Origin of the sequence: Streptomyces sp. NPDC008121 (assembly GCF_042957155.1) — a bacterium.
Taxonomy (GTDB): Bacteria; Actinomycetota; Actinomycetes; order Streptomycetales; family Streptomycetaceae; genus Streptomyces.
Map to the genome: position 1 here is coordinate 33280 of NZ_JBIBHT010000012.1, position 15120 is coordinate 48399.

Genomic DNA, 15120 nt, shown 5'->3' on the forward strand with positions numbered 1-15120 from the left:
GCGTTCCAACACCTGAGGCCTGGCTGGCGGATCTTGGTGTGCCTGCTGATGTGCCAGTGGCCTTTGAGACTGCCCGGCTTCTGATTGTGGCCCAGCTGCTGGCCGCCGGGACCGGGGTAGCGGCGGCGCGCCCCTGCCCCTTCTATGTCATGCATCCTCGCCGTAGCACCAAGGATGCCGGGGCTAACGTCGTGGACAGCCTCAGGCTCGCCGCCTACCTGCATACCGGCGTGCACTAGCTGCCTCTGCTGGAGACCGCCGGCCAGGCCGCGCGGGGCCGGATCCAGGCACGCGCCCGGCTTCAGGCGGATGTGGTGGACGATACGGTCGTCGCCGTCAACTAGCTCGCAGCGCTGATGGAAGCCCCCTTGCATGGGGGCAAGGCCGTATTGCGCGAGCTTGTCACGAACATTGCTCATGCCGGCCCGGAGCGGCACCCCAGCCTCGCATCCGGCGGCAACCTCACTGCCGGGTGGCTTGTAGCCCGATGCAAACGCAACCGCCGCTCCGCTCCTAAGCCCGGCCAATCCGTTGCCCTCCAGCATGAGACCCACCGCCTCCCATGCCTGACCGACACCACTCTCGCCGCGGGCAGCAGACGCGGCAATGGCTGCGTCAAGTACATCGCTGATGCCCGCAGGCACGAGAAGCGGCACCTGCGGCTCAAGCGCCCTCTCACCCGAGCCTGGATACGCCTGTCGGGGCCCAGCGGGCGAGACGGAGGCTGCTACGCCCCATCGGCCGGGCAATCCAGCGGGAGCATCCAAAGGCCGACTCACGCCGGGGCGACGTGGGGGTTCGCTCAGACAGCTCATGAAATCTCCCTGGCGAGGGCCCGCATAGCCACGGCCTGACTGCAGCGTGGAGCGTATTCGAGGAGTGGCAGCTTCGCGCGAACAGCTTCTTTCTGTTCCTTCAGATCCCCGATGACTCCCACAACGCGAGGATCCTTTATGTCCATCCACGCCTGGAGCGACGATGTAGCGATATAGCCGCGTCGGGCGTCGTAATGGTTCACGACGATCCCGAGGTAGTCGAGCTCCAGGTGCATGTCGTCCCGGAGGTCTTCGATCTGCGACGTGAGGAGGCCGTACGCGTCAGCTGAGCTGTCCTCGGCTTGGACGATGACGAGGATGCCCGAATTGCCGGGGGCCTCGCCGGGGCGGCGGCGGCCGAGGTATGCAGCGGCGTCCATGGACAAACCCAGACTGGGGGGGCAGTCGACCAGGATTACGTCGTAGTTGGATTCGACGGTGCCGAGAGCCCGCTCGAGGGCAGCTTCGCGGGCCCGGACGCTGGAGAGCTTCACGTCGAGGAGAAAGGCGTCGTTGCAGGCGGGCAGCAGGTGAAGCCGGTCACCGAAGCGCTCGCCGTTGATCTGGACGATGAGGTCGCGCAGTTCGCCCTTGGCTTCGCCGGCCATGTGCTTGGTCAGGCTGTCACCATCCATCGGGAGAGGTTCGTGACCGAGCTGATTGGTCATATGGGCTTGAGGGTCAAAGTCGACCAGCAGAACGTTCAGCCCAAGGCCCGGGAGGTCTTCGTAGTGAAGCGGGGAGTCAGCTTCATCGTCACCGAGCGCCACGGCAAAGTGCTTAGAGATCCGGACCGGGTGCAGCTGATTGGGGTCTTCGGCCAGGGCCTCGCCGACGCCGGCCCCGACGGCTGTCTTCCCGACGCCACCCTTTTGGTTGCAGACGATGATGCGTCGGGGGTGCCTGGGCCGAACCACCGCTGGCGCCGGGTTCTTCTCTAGCCACAGGAACACGGACTGTGAGAGTCCCTGGATGAGGGATACCCCGCGGGAGGTGCAGTCCGTTCGGAAGTCGTCCCATTGACCGGTTGGCAGAAACGTGGAGAACGACCTGGCGCCGGAGGTTTCGATGGGCGAAAGGCTGGCACCCAGCCCGCGCCAGGCCATGATGCCTGCCTCGACAGCATGTTGGATGTCGATGCCGTGTTGCACGGTGCGGATCTTCAGATCTCTCTGCAGCCCGGCCGGAAGCTTGGATACGACCTTCTCGCGGTCGCTCGAGGTAGGTGAACTCATGGGCGACACCTTACTAACGCTCAGGGCCATCACAAGCGTCGGCACGGTAGTTCTTGGACTGTTGGCGTCGGTTGACCTGTCTCGCTGATGGTGAGCCAATCCCAGTCGTTCTAAGTCATCTGGTCGCGCGTCTCAGTCAACCTCGGCCATCTGCTGGTACGTCTCGCTCTTCCTGACCCACCGGTCTGAGCCGCTACCTACGGTCAATGTGCGAGGGCAGGGCGATGCGGGAGGAACTGGTGGAGGCAGAGGACTTCTGGCTGGAGTACGTGGCGGCCCCTGGTGAGCTGTGCCGGGGGCCACTTGAGGTGATGTGGTCAGCCGGCTTCGACCTTGCGTGCGTGCATTCCCGTCGTTCCGGGGGCAGCGCAACTTCCCCGGCTGGTGCTGGGAATAACCAGGGCCACGGAAATCGGTTACGAATCCTGGGTTGAGCTGGGCCACCTGATGCGGCTGGACTTCGACCCGGATGTGGTGGCGCTGGCCTCGCAGCCCTTCCGGCTTTCTTGGCGGTACGGCGGCCAGGGGCGCCGGATCAACCACACGCCGGACTACTTCGTACGTCGGCGGGACGGCACAGCCACAGTGCTGGACGTACGTCCCGACGATCGGATCGAGCCCGAGGACGCGGCAAAGTTCGCAGCCACTGCCATGGCCTGCGGCCGGGTCGGCTGGGGATACGAACGTGTCGGGGTGCTGGAGCCGGTGTCGGCGGCGAATCTGCGCTGGCTGTCGGGTTACCGGCACCCCAGGGTGCGGCGGGAACCGGTGGCGGCGGAGCTGAGGGCCGCCTTCACCGAGCCGCAGGCCCTGCTGGAGGGAGCCCGGTCGGTCGGTGACCCGATCGCCGTGCTGCCGGTGCTCTTCCATCTGCTGTGGCTCCGGGAGCTCAACATCGATCTGGAGGGCGAGTTGCTGTCAGCGGCCACGCTGGTGAGCCTGGCACCCGCGATCGCCAAGGAGGTGGACACCGATGCCGATGCGTCCGCGGATGCTGTTGCTGGGTGACCGGGTCCGCTATGACGGGCGCGAGCATACGGTCATCGCCCTGCACGGCACGTCGGTGCGGCTGGTCGACGATGCGCATGCCGCGAGCGTGGTGCTGCTGGGGCATTTGCTGTCCTCCGACGGCTTCGCCGTGGTCAGCGTCGGCCCCGTCCGCCCGGTCATGAGTGATCCGGGTGCTTTGGCGGGTCTGCCGGAGGACGTCACGGATCGGGTCAGATGGTGGCAGCGTCACTTGGTCGAGCTGCTGACGGGACGCCCGGACGACGATCCGCACGCCCCGGTGCGGGCAGAGTACGACCCGTCGCTGCACTCGCTGGGTCAGCGGGAGCTGACCAAGCTGGCCGATTGGGGGTGGGCGGTGAGGGAGTGGGGCTGAGCACGCAGCGTCGGATGCGGTCCCGCTTCGAGCGTGAAGGGGTGGCGGGGTTGGTGGACGGGCGGTTGCGCAAGCCCGCCACTGGCACGAGCCGGGCTGATCCACGGGCGGTGGCCGCGATCGAGGAGGTGGTGGGCGGGCGGACAGATGATGCGACTGTTACCGCGCAGGTGCTGCGGCGGAAGGTGGAGCGGGAGCTGGCAGCCGAGCACGGCGCCGGAGTGGTGGAGATGCCGTCCCGCGCGACGTTCTACCGGCTGCTGGAGGCGGTCTCCAGCGGGCGGCATCTCATGGGGTCGGCCCGCACCCGCCGCTCGTTGGGCAAGCAGCCGAAGCGGATGTTCGGGCAGCTGATAGCTGCCCGGCCGGGCGAGGTGATGGAGATTGACTCCACGCCCCTGGATGTACTGGTCACCCATGACGACGGGGTCGTGGACCGCTGCGAGCTGACCGGGCTGGTGGATGTGGCCACCAGGACCTTGGCGGCGGCGGTAGTGCGCCCGTCGACCCAGGCGGTGGACACCGCACTCCTGCTGGCGCGAGCTACGACACCGGACCTGATGAGGCCCGGTTGGCCAGACGCCTTGCGCATGTCGCGCTCGGTGCTGCCCTACGCATCGCTGCTGTCGCTGGACGAGCGGCTGGCCAAGGCCGCCGCGGTCCCGGTGATCGCCCCGGAGATGGTGGTCAGCGACCACGGGAAAGCGTTCATCTCGGACACCTTCCGCAACGCCTGCCGGAGCCTGGGGATCTCCTTCCAGCCCGCGCATCCCGATACCCACACCGACCGGCCGCACATCGAACGGACCCTCGGCTCGGTGGCGACGATGTTCGCCCAGTACGTGGCTGGCTATACGGGCCGCAGCGCCGAGATGCGCTGGCAAGGACCCGGCTGCGCACGCGGCCTCATCCATCCACGAACTTCAGGAGCTACTGCAGGAGTGGGTCGTCGCGGGGTGGCAAACACGGCCGCACGACGGTCTGAGGGACCCGCTGATGCCGGATCGGCCGCTGAGCCCGAACGAGAACCGCCCTGGTCTCGGCAGCTGGATACGTGCCAGTCGCGCTGAGTCCGGAGGAGTACATCCAACTGATGCCCCGTGCATGGCGGGTCATCGGGCCAAGCGGAGTCCGTATCAACAACCGCACCACGACACCTGTGCACTCGACCCCCACCGGCGCCAACCGTCCGGGGCCGGGCCAAGCGGCCGTCTATGGGAGGTCCACTACGACCCCTACGACATCTCCTGCGTCTGGGTGCGCAATCACCGCGGGGAAGGGTGGATCACGGCAACGTGGCGCCATCTGCGCACGTCTCCAGTCCCGATGGGCGAGTTGGTATTCGAGCGCGCCCACCAGGTACTGACCGAGCGGGAGCAGCGCAGGCCGCACGAGGAAGAGGTCGCCCAGGCTGCGGCGGCGCTGCTGGATCGGGCCGCCGACGGACCGGAAGCGCGCCCTGCCCGACGCTTCGATGCACGCCAGGAGGCTGAGAAGTGGTGGTAGCCACCCCGGAACCGGACGAAGAAGAGGCTGTGGACCTGGAAGAAGACCGGCCGGATCCCTCCACCCGTCTGGAAGGCTGGCGCCGGTTCGTCGAGGAAGACGCAGCTGGCTTCGATCTGCTGCCCGGACCGGAATGGCAGGCTTTGGACAGCAGCAGGGCGTTGATCTGGGCTTCCAGGGCCCGGCGCTGGGTGTGGACGGCGGCGAGCGAGGCGGCCAGGGAGGGCCCGACGATGTCGAGGGTGGCGGTGCCGGGCACGACGACGGTCTGTTCGTCGAGGGCGTCGAAGACGTCGTCGATCAGCCGCTGGGCCATGTGCGAGGCCTTGGGCCGGATCAGTTGGACGAGTCTGCGGCGGCCCGCTTTGCGCAGGGCGGCCGGGGAGCCGTGACGCTCCAGCAGCCAGGTCATGGCCTGATGGTAGAGGCGAGGGCCCGAGCACGCGCTCGAGGCTGGGATGGAACTGGGTGCGCAGACCGCGTATCCGGTTGCTGGTGCGGGTGGCCCCGGCCGCGAGGTCCTGGTCAAAGCCGGTCAGCCCCGTTAGCTCAGCGTTGATCTCGTCGGTCAGTTCCAGCAAACGCAGAGTGTGAGGCATCGTCCGGACCGCGTCTGCAATCACCGCCGCGTCCTTCGCGTCCGTTTTCGCCTCGCCCGGATACAGATCAGCGATCCGCCGCATCGCGAGTCCGGGCAGGCAGGCGACCTCGCAGCCCGCGTCGCGGGCGACGGTCAGCGGCAGAGCGCCGATGGACGCGGGCTGGTCCACGATCACCAGGACGGCGCCGAACCTGGCCTTGGGCCTGTCGAAGACGGCCCGCAGTTTCGGTCCGCTGTTGGGCATCGGCTTGTCGAAGACCTTCTTGCCCGCCGACGTCAGCCCGTGACCGTGGTGAGTGGTCTTGGCGACGTCCATCCCGAGGTAGACGCCCACGCCTTCGATGTCGAACATCGCACCCTTTCCAGGTCGTTGACCGTGCTGGCCAGGGCGATGGCACCGTGCTCGCGCATCCACGTTATGCAGGCCTGCCGCCCGCGTCTGTACCCGCCATTGCGCCGGACCGGGCGGTGGCCGGGTCGCTCATCAGCGTCTCCGACGGCACACCACGGACCCGGCGACACCACCCCCCAGGTCATCCGTGCGACAGAGCGGACACCGTCATACCGGGCCCGGAGGCCAGCGGCCCCATCGCAGGACCGCGAAGAACATGACTGTGAGAGTTCTTCTACGGCCCGAGATGGGTTGCTGCCAGGCTCGACGCCGATGATCCGGCATGACTCGAAACATAACTGGCCCTGGAAGGCATCGGCAGCTACGGCGACGGGCTCGCCTCTTTCCTTGACCAGGCCGGCGAGCAGGTCGTCGAGGTCTGCCGGCCCAGGCGGGCCACCAACCGGGGCAGACGCAAGACCGACATGCTCGATGCCATCCGGGCCGCGAAGGAGGCCCTGGCCACCGAGCACCTGATACAGCCCCAACTCCGCGGCGAACGAGAGGCACTGCGTGTCCTTCTCGCCACCCGCCAAGGTGCGGTCCTTGCGTCCACGGCGGCGATCAACCAGCTCAAGGCACTGACCGTCTCCGCGCCAGACGGCCTACGCGCCGAGCTGCGGAAACTCAAGCGCCCGTCCCAGATCACCCACTGCGCCCAGCTCCGCGACCGCCCCACCCAGGACCTTGAACACCAGATGACAGCACAGGCCCTTCGATCCACAGGCCAACGCATCCAGACCCTGCAAGCCGAGGCCAAGGATCTTGCACGCTGGTCAGAGCGTCCGCTCCAGAGCTCCTCGACCTGCTCGGCGTCGGGCCGATCACTGCAGCTCAGATCCTGGCAGTTGGTCCCATCAGGCCAGGTTCCGCTCAGAAGCAGCCTTTGCGTCCTTTGCCGGCGTCTCGCCGATCCCTGCGTCTTCCGGGCTCACCAGCCGGCACCGACTCAATCGCAGCGGCGACCGGCAGCTCAACCGGGCCATGCCCACCATCACCCTGATCCGTATGCGGCTCGACCCGCCACGAAGACGTACATCGCCCGAAGAATTACCGAGGGGAAGACCTCCCGCGACGCACAGCGATGCCCCAAGCGCACCATCTGTCGTCAGATCTTCAAGATCCTTGAACGGACCGAGCGAACCCAGATCGGGAGCATCGAGGAACTCACTCCAGCCGTTTGACACGACACAGCAGCCTCGGGGCGGTCCCGATGCTCGTCTGGAACAGATCGCCGCCGGGTTCCGGATCAGCGCGAGCACCGCCCCACGCCTATGGGTCGCTGCGCAAGATCAAGCCTCAAGGCCCGTATCGCTCTGCGGTCTGCCGCCAAGTATTACGACGTAATGAAGCGTGGCTCCTCCCCCTCCTGGGCGGATTCCAGGGGTCGATGGTGATCGGTTCGACCCCGAACAAGCCGAGAAGTGCGGGTGCCTGCCGCCGTACCAGGGCGAGGATCCCGCTCTCAAGGGCCTTGGCCTCGGCCTGCGGCCTGGAAGCGCTGGGCTCTGGACGCATGTGGTCGACACGACCGCGACAAGAGCGGCAGGACCGTGCACAGCAAGCCGCTGCCCAACACCGGGTCAAGACTGCTGGAGCCAGACCGGTGGCAAAGTTGGCACTGCCCTGGTGGTGATCAGAGACCAGGTCGCCAATATCGGTGCGCTGCCGCTGACCGTGACCCGGGCCCCCGACCCGCACCCGGGAAGGCCGAGACCGTCGCCCGCGACGCGCTCGTGAGCGCCGAGACCGCCCGTACCCACCCCGCGCAGGGGGCGCAGATCGGCCCGAGACGACGAGGTACTGGCCGAGCTAACCGCGTACTCGGCCCCTGCCTGGCCTACCCCTATGTCCAAGCCCTCCTCCGACGGCACGGCTCCCCTCCGAGACTGAAGGAATTCGGCCGGGCCCGCTGCGAGGCCCTACTCAAGGCCTAAGCCTCAACGAGATCCTCGACACGCTCGCCGAGCAGTCCTTCATCGTTCCCGGCATCGAGGCCAGCGCGCTGATCGTGCCCGGCACGGCCGCCCGGCTCGCCGCCGCCCACACCCAGCGTTCGCCAGGCCGAGCGGGAGATCGCCTCCTACTGGAGGCCCTCCTCCTGGTCCACCTCCTGACGTCCCTGCCGGCCCGAGCGTCAGGAGCACGGCCGCCGTGATCACCGCGATCGGGGCTCGTGCTGCCGCTCGGCGGCCTCGACCGCAACTTCGGCTAGGTGTATTGCCCTGTGAGGTTGGGGACGCGGCTGGCGGGTGGTTTGCCTGCAAGCGCGGTGTGTCCGCGGTGGTGATTGCAGGAGTGCAGCCAGTCGGGGAACGCATCGCGTCGTTCCTGCTCTGAGCGGTAGGGGCGGGCGTAGGCCCACTCGTCGAGCAAGGTGCGGTTGAGGCGTTCGACGACCCCGCAGGGGGCTGCCCTAGGTGGCCTATTCCCAGGGCCCGCCCAGTATCGAGTGCGTCCACACCAATTTGGCGGCCTGTCGAGGCAAGGAGACGTCGTGCTTGCGACGGCTGCATTTGGCAACTGCCAGGACTACAAGCCCGGCGGGCGGATTCAGAGCCCAGCCAGGGATCGGCCACATCGACATGTCGGCGTCTCCGGACAGCTCCCGGCCCGGTATTACGACGTAATACTCGGCGCACCGGCTTGGGAAGAGGCTGCCCGCGCTGGAGATCCGGCTGCCCACCAGGGCCCTACTCGCTCGGGTAGCCGCTGATGATGTCGCAGCCACGCCGACTGCTCGTTGCGGAGTGGTCCCGGCACAGGGAAGGGCGGAAATGCCCTGCTTGCCACGGTCTTTGATGCGGACCCGCCGGGCGGGCAGGACCTGGGCCAGCACGTTGCGGCTGATGGTTCCGACCAGGTCGATTGCGGTGTCGGCGATGATCCTTGCGGCCAGGGCGAGCTGCCGCGGGCGGCGGACAGTGAAGCCGGGCGGGGGCCGGGGCCGGGGCCGGGGCCGGGGCCGGGGCGCTATCGGTGGCGTCCGTCATCGCGGTCCGCAGTGCCTGGTAGGCGGCCAACAGTGCCCAGGCCTCCTGCTCGACGCCGGCCAGGATCCAGGCCCGCAGGACCCGTCCGCCCAGGACCGTCGACTTCAGCTCCGCGTAGGCCATCTCGATCTCCCAGCGCTCGTGGTAGAGCCGGATGAGCTCGCGCGCCGGGTAGGTCATAGGGTCGGTGAGGGTGTTCGGCAGCCGGTAGTGACGGGTGCGGATCCCTTGGGAAGTGGTCATCGTGATCTCGGTGTCGATGATCCGCACAGTCAGCGCTCGCAGCCGGGACAGGAACGAGCCGCCGCGCAAGCGGGCTACCACGGGCAGTTTCCGCCCGGACTTGCACCGCACCAGCAGGTGGGCGCCGGTGGCCGCGAAGCGGTCCAGCAGGGCGGCGGCGGCGAAAATCCGGTCACCCAGCAGCAGCATCCGCGCACGCAGATCACCGGCCAGCCGGCGCGCGTATCCCAGCTCGCCGGCTGGCCGCCAGACCAAACACGGCCCCGATCACCGACCGGGTCCCGCAGGCCACCAGTACCGTCAGCCTGATCTGCGGATAGCTCTCGGTCCCCTTCTAACACCGCTGCCTGGCGAAAACCGCGAGGTTCGCCGGAGCGTCCGGCGCCGACAGCAGCGTGCCGTCGACCGCCACGGTCGGCGGCCGCGGCCGTCGGCCCGCGCACCAGGTCGAACAGGCCTTCACCGGGACTGCCCCCAGACGATAGCGGACCCGTCGCAACGCGCTGTTCGCGCCGGGCCACATCGGTGACGGGACCCGCATCGTGCCGTTCGAGATGGTCGAGGAGGCGCTGGCCGAGGCCGGCGCGGCTGGTGCCGGCGCGGGTCACGGTGTACCTACCTCCGAGTCCTGGTTATGACCCCTCCCCCTCCCTTCCGTCCTAGTGGTCGTGGCAACACCCCAGCTCAGGGGATGCGATGGACGTCAAGATCCGGGAGAGCCGGAAGGAACAAGGGCGGAAGGAGCTGCACGCTGAGAGGGAGGAATACTTCCGGCTCGTGCAGCAGGGATTCAGTAACGCCCAGGCAAGCCGACGTGTCGGCGTCAACCCTCGGACCGGCCGTGAATGGCGTAACGGTCGGCCCGAGGGCGGTAAGAGGCGGCCCAGGCCGCCCGCGCGGTCTGCGCGAGCGGCCTCTTCGCCGACCCGGTACCTCTCGCAGCCCGAGCGCATCAACATCGCCGACCGATACGAGAGAAGGTCACCGTTCGTGCGATCGCTGCCGAGCTGGGCCGCAGCCCGTCCACGGTCAGCCGGGAGCTTCGCCGCAACCGCACCCCCGGTCGCAGCGGCCAGTGGCACTACCGCCCCTACACAGCCCAGGCCAGGGCTGACGCCCGCCGACCCCGACCCAAGCCAAGGACGCTGGAGCCCGGAACAGGTAGCCCACCAGCTCCGCCGGGACTTCCCCGACGACCCGGAGATGCGCGTGACGCACGAGACGATCTACCAGGCGCTCTACGTCCAGGGCCGCGGAGAACTCCGCCGCGAACTCACCAAGGACCTGCGGACCGGACGGGCCCGCCGCCGGCTCGGCCGGTCGTGCAGACCCGCGTCGCCCTCGGCCCGCGACCGGCGGATCCATTTGTGGGCCGTGGCCCGGGAGATACCCATCTCGGCGGCCACGTGGGCGGCCGGACGGCCTGAGCAGACACGTTCGACCAGCAGTCTCCTACCGAAGACGGTCAGCCGGGCATTACGGTGGGGCACGAAGACCTCCGTGCGGTGAGTTCCTAGACAGCTCCCACCACACCGGAGGTCTTCGCCATGTTCAAGACCTACCGCGTGTCAACAACGCTCGTGATCAATACACCTGGGGGGCCCTCCGGCGCAGGACCGCCGGCCTCCGCGCGCCACCGGTATCCGGACCGACCGATCCCGAGCTCCCACCTGCCTCGGCTGCGCCAACCTCTACCGCAGGCTGCCAGAGAGCCGGCCTGCGAGGCTGGGGCTTGTCCGTTGCCGCCTCCACGCATCCCTTCTGGTTGCAACAAGCGGTGACCTTCAGGAGTCGCTCAGAGGGCAGCTTGCACAAATCGGCCCCCGGGGGTCTGGGAGCTGCGGCTCGCTTCGGCATACGCGGCCAGGCCTTCCGGCACTCCCGGCCCGCCTGCCGATCCGCAGTCTTCTTGCTGATTTCTAAGTGGCGGACACGAGCTTGCTAGCTGGGTGGCGTCTGCGCACTGCTTGGAAAGAAGGGAGCTCCTGCGTCAGAAGCCTGTGCTCACCACCTGAGCTTGATGTCTCGTGGTGGGTCGCTTGGGTCGCTTGGGTCGCTCCAGCACTCGCTAGGGCGTCGCTGGGCAGCGACTGAGCACCAGTGACTGAAGGCTTCTTCGGTCGCTGCAGAAAGGTGCAGGTCAGAAGCCTGCTCGCCTCTAATTAGCGACTGAAGCGACTGAGGCTCGGATATATGGGCTCTACTGTGTGTGCGTGTGGGTGTGATAAGTAGAAAGTTGAGTCGCTTCAGTCGCTGTTCGGGCTTCCATAGGTGCTCTGACCTGCGGTTTTGTCGAGCGACTCAATGGAGCGACTCAACAATGCCGACCTGTCGCCCCGGTTTTGGTCGCTGTCACGGGTGCAGCCGCCACGCCCGGCTGGCAGGTGCACCCCCCGCGCAGGCATCTTCGCTAGTCTGTGTTCGTTGTTGAGTCGCTTCAGTCGCTGTTCGGGCTTCCATAGGTGCTCTGACCTGCGGTTTTGTCGAGCGACTCAATGGAGCGACTCAACAATGCCGACCTGTCGCCCCGGTTTTGGTCGCTGTCACGGGTGCAGCCGCCACGCCCGGCTGGCAGGTGCACCCCCCGCGCAGGCATCTTCGCTAGTCTGTGTTCGTTGTTGAGTCGCTTCAGTCGCTGATGGGGGAATGAGATGCCTGCTGACCTGCGGGTCTCCTACAGCGACGCAAGCAACATGCTGAGTCCTGGAACGTCGGCCCCGACACCCCTGACTATTGCGAAGCACTGCGCCAGCCTTGGCTGGCCCGTTCTCCCGCTTGCCCCGGGCAAGAAGACTCCTGCAGCCAACTGCCAGGAGTGCCGACGGCGTGACCACGACCGCCGCAGCTGCCCCTGCCGGGCCTCCGGCCGCTGGTGTCATGGCTTTCACGCTGCAACCCTCGACATGACCCGGATCGTCCAGTGGTGGGGCCAGCGTCCCCAAATGGGTGTAGGGGTTGCCTGCGGCCCTGCCAATCTCGTGGTAATTGACGTGGATGCTCACCCAGTGCCCGTGCCCCCCAGAAACAGGCTCCTGCCAGGTATCGACATCGCCGACGAAATCGACGTGTCGGCGATGACCACCGGTTTTCACACCCTGGCCGTCCTCGCTGCCCTGCGAAACCAGAGAAATCCAGCGACGGATCCCGACACTCTTCGCGTACGTACTCCCTCCGGAGGCCTCCACATCTGGTACCGGGAGACAGGTGCCAGACGCTGGCAATGCTCCACCGGCTCAGCTTCAGGCCGCGCGCTGGCCTGGCAGGTTGACGTGCGGGCCCACGGCGGGTACATCATTGCCCCCAGCACCCACACGACTGCCGGTCCCTATACCCCCGTCGGCCCCGGACGCGCCCCCGCCCCGATCCCGGAATGGCTTGCGCAGGAACTGGAGCGCACCAACCATTTGCCGGCTGAGCATGTCCCAGCGCCCCGCTCGGTCCCCCCCAGGGCCCGGCAGGCAGTCGCCGCTGTCGGCGGCGACTCCAGCCAGGCAGCGAGGGCACTGTCGACAGTCCTTGCTGAGGTCACCGCCTGCGCGGCTGTCCCCGAAGGCGCAGGGTTTTCTTCAAAACTTAACCGCGCTGCGTACACGGCCGGTGGCCTCGTTGCAGCAGGGCACCTGGTTTATTCTGCCGCTGAGCGCGCCCTGCAGGAATCTGCAGATACAGCCCGCCCGGGGCAGGAACGCCGCTCTGCACAGATCATCCGCAGCGGCCTGGCCGCCGGATCCCGCAACCCTCTTCGTACCGGGAGCCGTCCGTGACCAGCCCCGCAGGCGGCAGTGAGGAGCTGCTTTTTGACTTCGACCCGCAAGCTATCGCTGCGCAGATCATGGCGAGAAACGTTGCACCTTTCCCATTCCAAGGCCCCCCAAAGCCTGACGTTGCTCATGGCCCCGCCACTCCTCAGGGTCTCTTGCCGGACAGTCTCACTGACCGTGGCAACGCAAAGCTTTTCGTGCAGATTTACGCTTCCGACTTCCGTCACGTTCCGGGGCTAGGCTGGTACCGCTGGGACACCACCCGCTGGCAGATGGACGAAGATGACACGGTCCTGTGGGCTGCAGGTGAGATCGGTGAGGAGATCGCCTCTACCGACCCCAGAGGGGTCTACAGCATGGAGTCCCTGCGGAAGCACCGGAAGCGCGCCTTGAGCACGTCGGGAATCAACGCCATGCTCGCCCAGGCCAGATCTGCCCCCGGCATGGTGCTTAATGCTGCACTCCTGGACGCGGACCCGTACGTCTTGTGTACGCCTGCCGGCGTCGTGGACCTGCGGTCAGGCCTGCTGCGCACGCCTGACCCGAACAAGGACTTCAATTCCCGCTCAACCACCACCGGCCCCACCGTGATGCCCACTCCGCGGTTCATCCGCTTCCTCGTCGATACGTTTGGGGACGACACGGAAGGCCTCGAGATGATCCGGTACCTTCAGCTGCTGCTGGGATACTCGATCACGGGAGACACCGGAGCGCAGGTCATGCCCTTTCTCTTCGGGCTGGGAAAGAACGGAAAATCGGTCCTTCTGGACCTTTTTATGAAACTTCTCGGTGACTATGCGGACGCTGCCCCACCCGGCTTTCTTATGGCGCGTCCCTACGAAGGCCACCCCACCGATCTGGCTGAGCTGCACGGTCGCAGGGTCATCGTCTGCTCCGAGGTCAAGCCGGGAGACAAGTTCGACGAAGCCCGCGTCAAGCATCTGACCGGCGGTGACAGAATTAAGGCACGCCGGATGAGGCAGGACTTTTTCAGTTTCGAGCCCACTCACAAGCTTTGGCTTCTTGGAAACCACCGTCCCGAAGTCGGGACTGGTGGGTTTGCCTTCTGGCGCCGGATGCGACTCATTCCCTTCGAACGCACTGTCTCGGATGACAATAAGATTGACAATCTCGCAGACATTTTGGTTGCCGAGGAGGGCCCCGGCATCCTCAACTGGCTCATCGAAGGCGCCCGGCGCTACCTCGCCGGCGACAAGGACCTGACGGGGCCTGACAAGGTCCGGATCGCAACCACCGCATATGCAGAGACGGAAGATCACACCGGCCGCTTCTATGACGAGGCTTGCGTCGTCACCCCGGACGCCCGAACCGAACAGAAGACCCTCTACGACGCATACCGGGCCTGGTGCGCGAGCGAAGGCTCCCCGTCGATCACTAGCCGGGCGTTCGCGCAGCGCACTCGCGAACTAGTCGGGCTGTCGTCTCCGAAAGAGATGATCTTGTCGAATTCGAGGAAGTATTACCCTGGTATCGGATTGCTCGCCGACGAGGAGATGGCATGAGTGCCCTGATCAGCGACGACGAGATCAAACACGAGACCGAACTGGTCTGGCTTGAGGACATCGAGCAGTTGGACTACGTTCGCCAGAGCTTGGACAGGCTGCCCACACGCAGCGGGAGACCCGCTTACTTCCGTGACGGCCGCATGGTTGGATACGCGATCCTGGGCCCGAATGCTAAGGCGTCCCGCGCATCTGGAACCTTCCGGCGCCGCGTGTTCTGGCTCCTACCGCACGACAGGGACACCGTGCCAGACGGGCTGTACCGTGCGTCCGGCCCGTCAGAAGGCATCGATCCGCGCAGCCTGCAACCCGGGACCAGGGGGCGCAAGACGGAACGCTCCGAGGGAGGACCCCCTTCCACGGCAATGCACGAGCTTAGAAGGACCTGACTGCCGTAACAGCGCAGCAGGACGTCGGCGATCTGCGAGCTCGTCCTCCAGGCACCGGTCCCGTGACCGCGAAGGCACCGGGCCAACACCGCCCCCTAGCTGGTCACCAAGGCTGGACCTGGGCAGCTCAGGCGACCGACGTTCCGAGAGGATCGACGGGGATCTGCCGTGTCGGAGAGCTGCTCCACGCTTCGTGCAACGACGCCTGCGGAACCCATCGCGGTTGTCATTAGGGGTGGGGTCTACAGATGTGGGCGTGGCCCCGTTCCGCGGGAACGG

At 66.8% G+C, this 15120-nt stretch carries 10 protein-coding genes and 4 pseudogenes; 9 read left to right on the forward strand and 5 right to left on the reverse strand.

Features of this window, described 5'->3' with window-relative positions; genetic code table 11:
• Window positions 1–811 precede the first annotated feature (811 nt).
• Window positions 812–2050: an AAA family ATPase gene (locus ACFZBD_RS31460; protein ID WP_391146298.1), complete on the reverse strand. Its 1239-nt coding sequence runs from the start codon at window positions 2048–2050 to the stop codon at window positions 812–814.
• Window positions 2051–2434: 384 nt separating this feature from the next.
• Between ACFZBD_RS31460 and ACFZBD_RS31465 the strand changes: the two genes are divergently transcribed.
• The 4 genes from ACFZBD_RS31465 (at window position 2435) to ACFZBD_RS31480 (ending at window position 4940) form a co-directional block, all read left to right on the forward strand.
• Window positions 2435–3058: a TnsA-like heteromeric transposase endonuclease subunit gene (locus tag ACFZBD_RS31465; RefSeq protein WP_391146300.1), complete on the forward strand. Its 624-nt coding sequence runs from the start codon at window positions 2435–2437 to the stop codon at window positions 3056–3058.
• Window positions 3024–3434, forward strand: a complete 411-nt coding sequence (locus tag ACFZBD_RS31470; protein WP_391146303.1) for a hypothetical protein — start codon at window positions 3024–3026, stop codon at window positions 3432–3434. Before ACFZBD_RS31465 ends, ACFZBD_RS31470 begins: the two co-directional genes overlap by 35 nt.
• A gap of 110 nt (window positions 3435–3544) precedes the next feature.
• Window positions 3545–4504 (forward strand): hypothetical protein, encoded by a 960-nt coding sequence (locus ACFZBD_RS31475; protein WP_391146304.1) that lies wholly within the window; start codon window positions 3545–3547, stop codon window positions 4502–4504.
• 256 nt (window positions 4505–4760) lie between these two features.
• A complete protein-coding gene (locus ACFZBD_RS31480) occupies window positions 4761–4940 on the forward strand; it encodes a hypothetical protein (protein WP_391146366.1) in 180 nt (59 codons plus the stop codon).
• A gap of 100 nt (window positions 4941–5040) precedes the next feature.
• Here the strand turns inward: ACFZBD_RS31480 and ACFZBD_RS31485 are convergent.
• Window positions 5041–5893, reverse strand: a pseudogene (locus tag ACFZBD_RS31485) (IS110 family transposase); the annotation flags it as partial.
• Between the two features lie 353 nt (window positions 5894–6246).
• Here ACFZBD_RS31485 and ACFZBD_RS31490 point away from each other — a divergent pair.
• Window positions 6247–6504: pseudogene (locus ACFZBD_RS31490) on the forward strand (IS110 family transposase); the annotation flags it as partial.
• 193 nt (window positions 6505–6697) lie between these two features.
• Window positions 6698–7279 (forward strand): transposase, encoded by a 582-nt coding sequence (locus ACFZBD_RS31495; protein WP_391146306.1) that lies wholly within the window; start codon window positions 6698–6700, stop codon window positions 7277–7279.
• Between the two features lie 864 nt (window positions 7280–8143).
• On the opposite strand, the pseudogene ACFZBD_RS31500 reads toward ACFZBD_RS31495, so the two are convergent.
• The 3 genes and pseudogenes from ACFZBD_RS31500 to ACFZBD_RS31510 form a co-directional block, all read right to left on the reverse strand.
• Window positions 8144–8359: pseudogene (locus tag ACFZBD_RS31500) on the reverse strand (integrase core domain-containing protein); the annotation flags it as partial.
• Window positions 8360–8625: 266 nt separating this feature from the next.
• Entirely contained in the window at window positions 8626–9357 is a 732-nt protein-coding gene (locus ACFZBD_RS31505) for a transposase (protein ID WP_391146308.1), read from the reverse strand.
• Window positions 9358–10454: 1097 nt separating this feature from the next.
• Window positions 10455–10658, reverse strand: a pseudogene (locus tag ACFZBD_RS31510) (helix-turn-helix domain-containing protein); the annotation flags it as partial.
• Between the two features lie 1161 nt (window positions 10659–11819).
• Between ACFZBD_RS31510 and ACFZBD_RS31515 the strand changes: the two are divergent.
• The 3 genes from ACFZBD_RS31515 to ACFZBD_RS31525 are packed head-to-tail and all read left to right on the forward strand — an operon-like array spanning window position 11820 to window position 14841.
• Entirely contained in the window at window positions 11820–12932 is a 1113-nt protein-coding gene (locus ACFZBD_RS31515; protein WP_391146311.1) for a bifunctional DNA primase/polymerase, read from the forward strand.
• Window positions 12929–14452 (forward strand): phage/plasmid primase, P4 family, encoded by a 1524-nt coding sequence (locus ACFZBD_RS31520; protein WP_391146314.1) that lies wholly within the window; start codon window positions 12929–12931, stop codon window positions 14450–14452. Before ACFZBD_RS31515 ends, ACFZBD_RS31520 begins: the two co-directional genes overlap by 4 nt.
• Window positions 14449–14841: a DUF6009 family protein gene (locus tag ACFZBD_RS31525; RefSeq protein WP_391146316.1), complete on the forward strand. Its 393-nt coding sequence runs from the start codon at window positions 14449–14451 to the stop codon at window positions 14839–14841. The genes ACFZBD_RS31520 and ACFZBD_RS31525 overlap by 4 nt, the downstream gene beginning before the upstream one ends.
• The last annotated feature ends 279 nt before the right edge of the window (window positions 14842–15120 follow it).

What these genes read in the sequence shown, in the direction of transcription:
- ACFZBD_RS31460 (WP_391146298.1), bottom strand. Translation starts at nt 2,050, where the DNA reads ATGAGTTCACCTACCTCGAGCGACCGCGAGAAGGTCGTATCCAAGCTT.
- ACFZBD_RS31470 (WP_391146303.1), top strand. Translation starts at nt 3,024, where the DNA reads ATGCCGATGCGTCCGCGGATGCTGTTGCTGGGTGACCGGGTCCGCTAT.
- ACFZBD_RS31480 (WP_391146366.1), top strand. Translation starts at nt 4,761, where the DNA reads ATGGGCGAGTTGGTATTCGAGCGCGCCCACCAGGTACTGACCGAGCGG.
- ACFZBD_RS31505 (WP_391146308.1), bottom strand. Translation starts at nt 9,357, where the DNA reads ATGCTGCTGCTGGGTGACCGGATTTTCGCCGCCGCCGCCCTGCTGGAC.
- ACFZBD_RS31515 (WP_391146311.1), top strand. Translation starts at nt 11,820, where the DNA reads ATGCCTGCTGACCTGCGGGTCTCCTACAGCGACGCAAGCAACATGCTG.
- ACFZBD_RS31525 (WP_391146316.1), top strand. Translation starts at nt 14,449, where the DNA reads ATGAGTGCCCTGATCAGCGACGACGAGATCAAACACGAGACCGAACTG.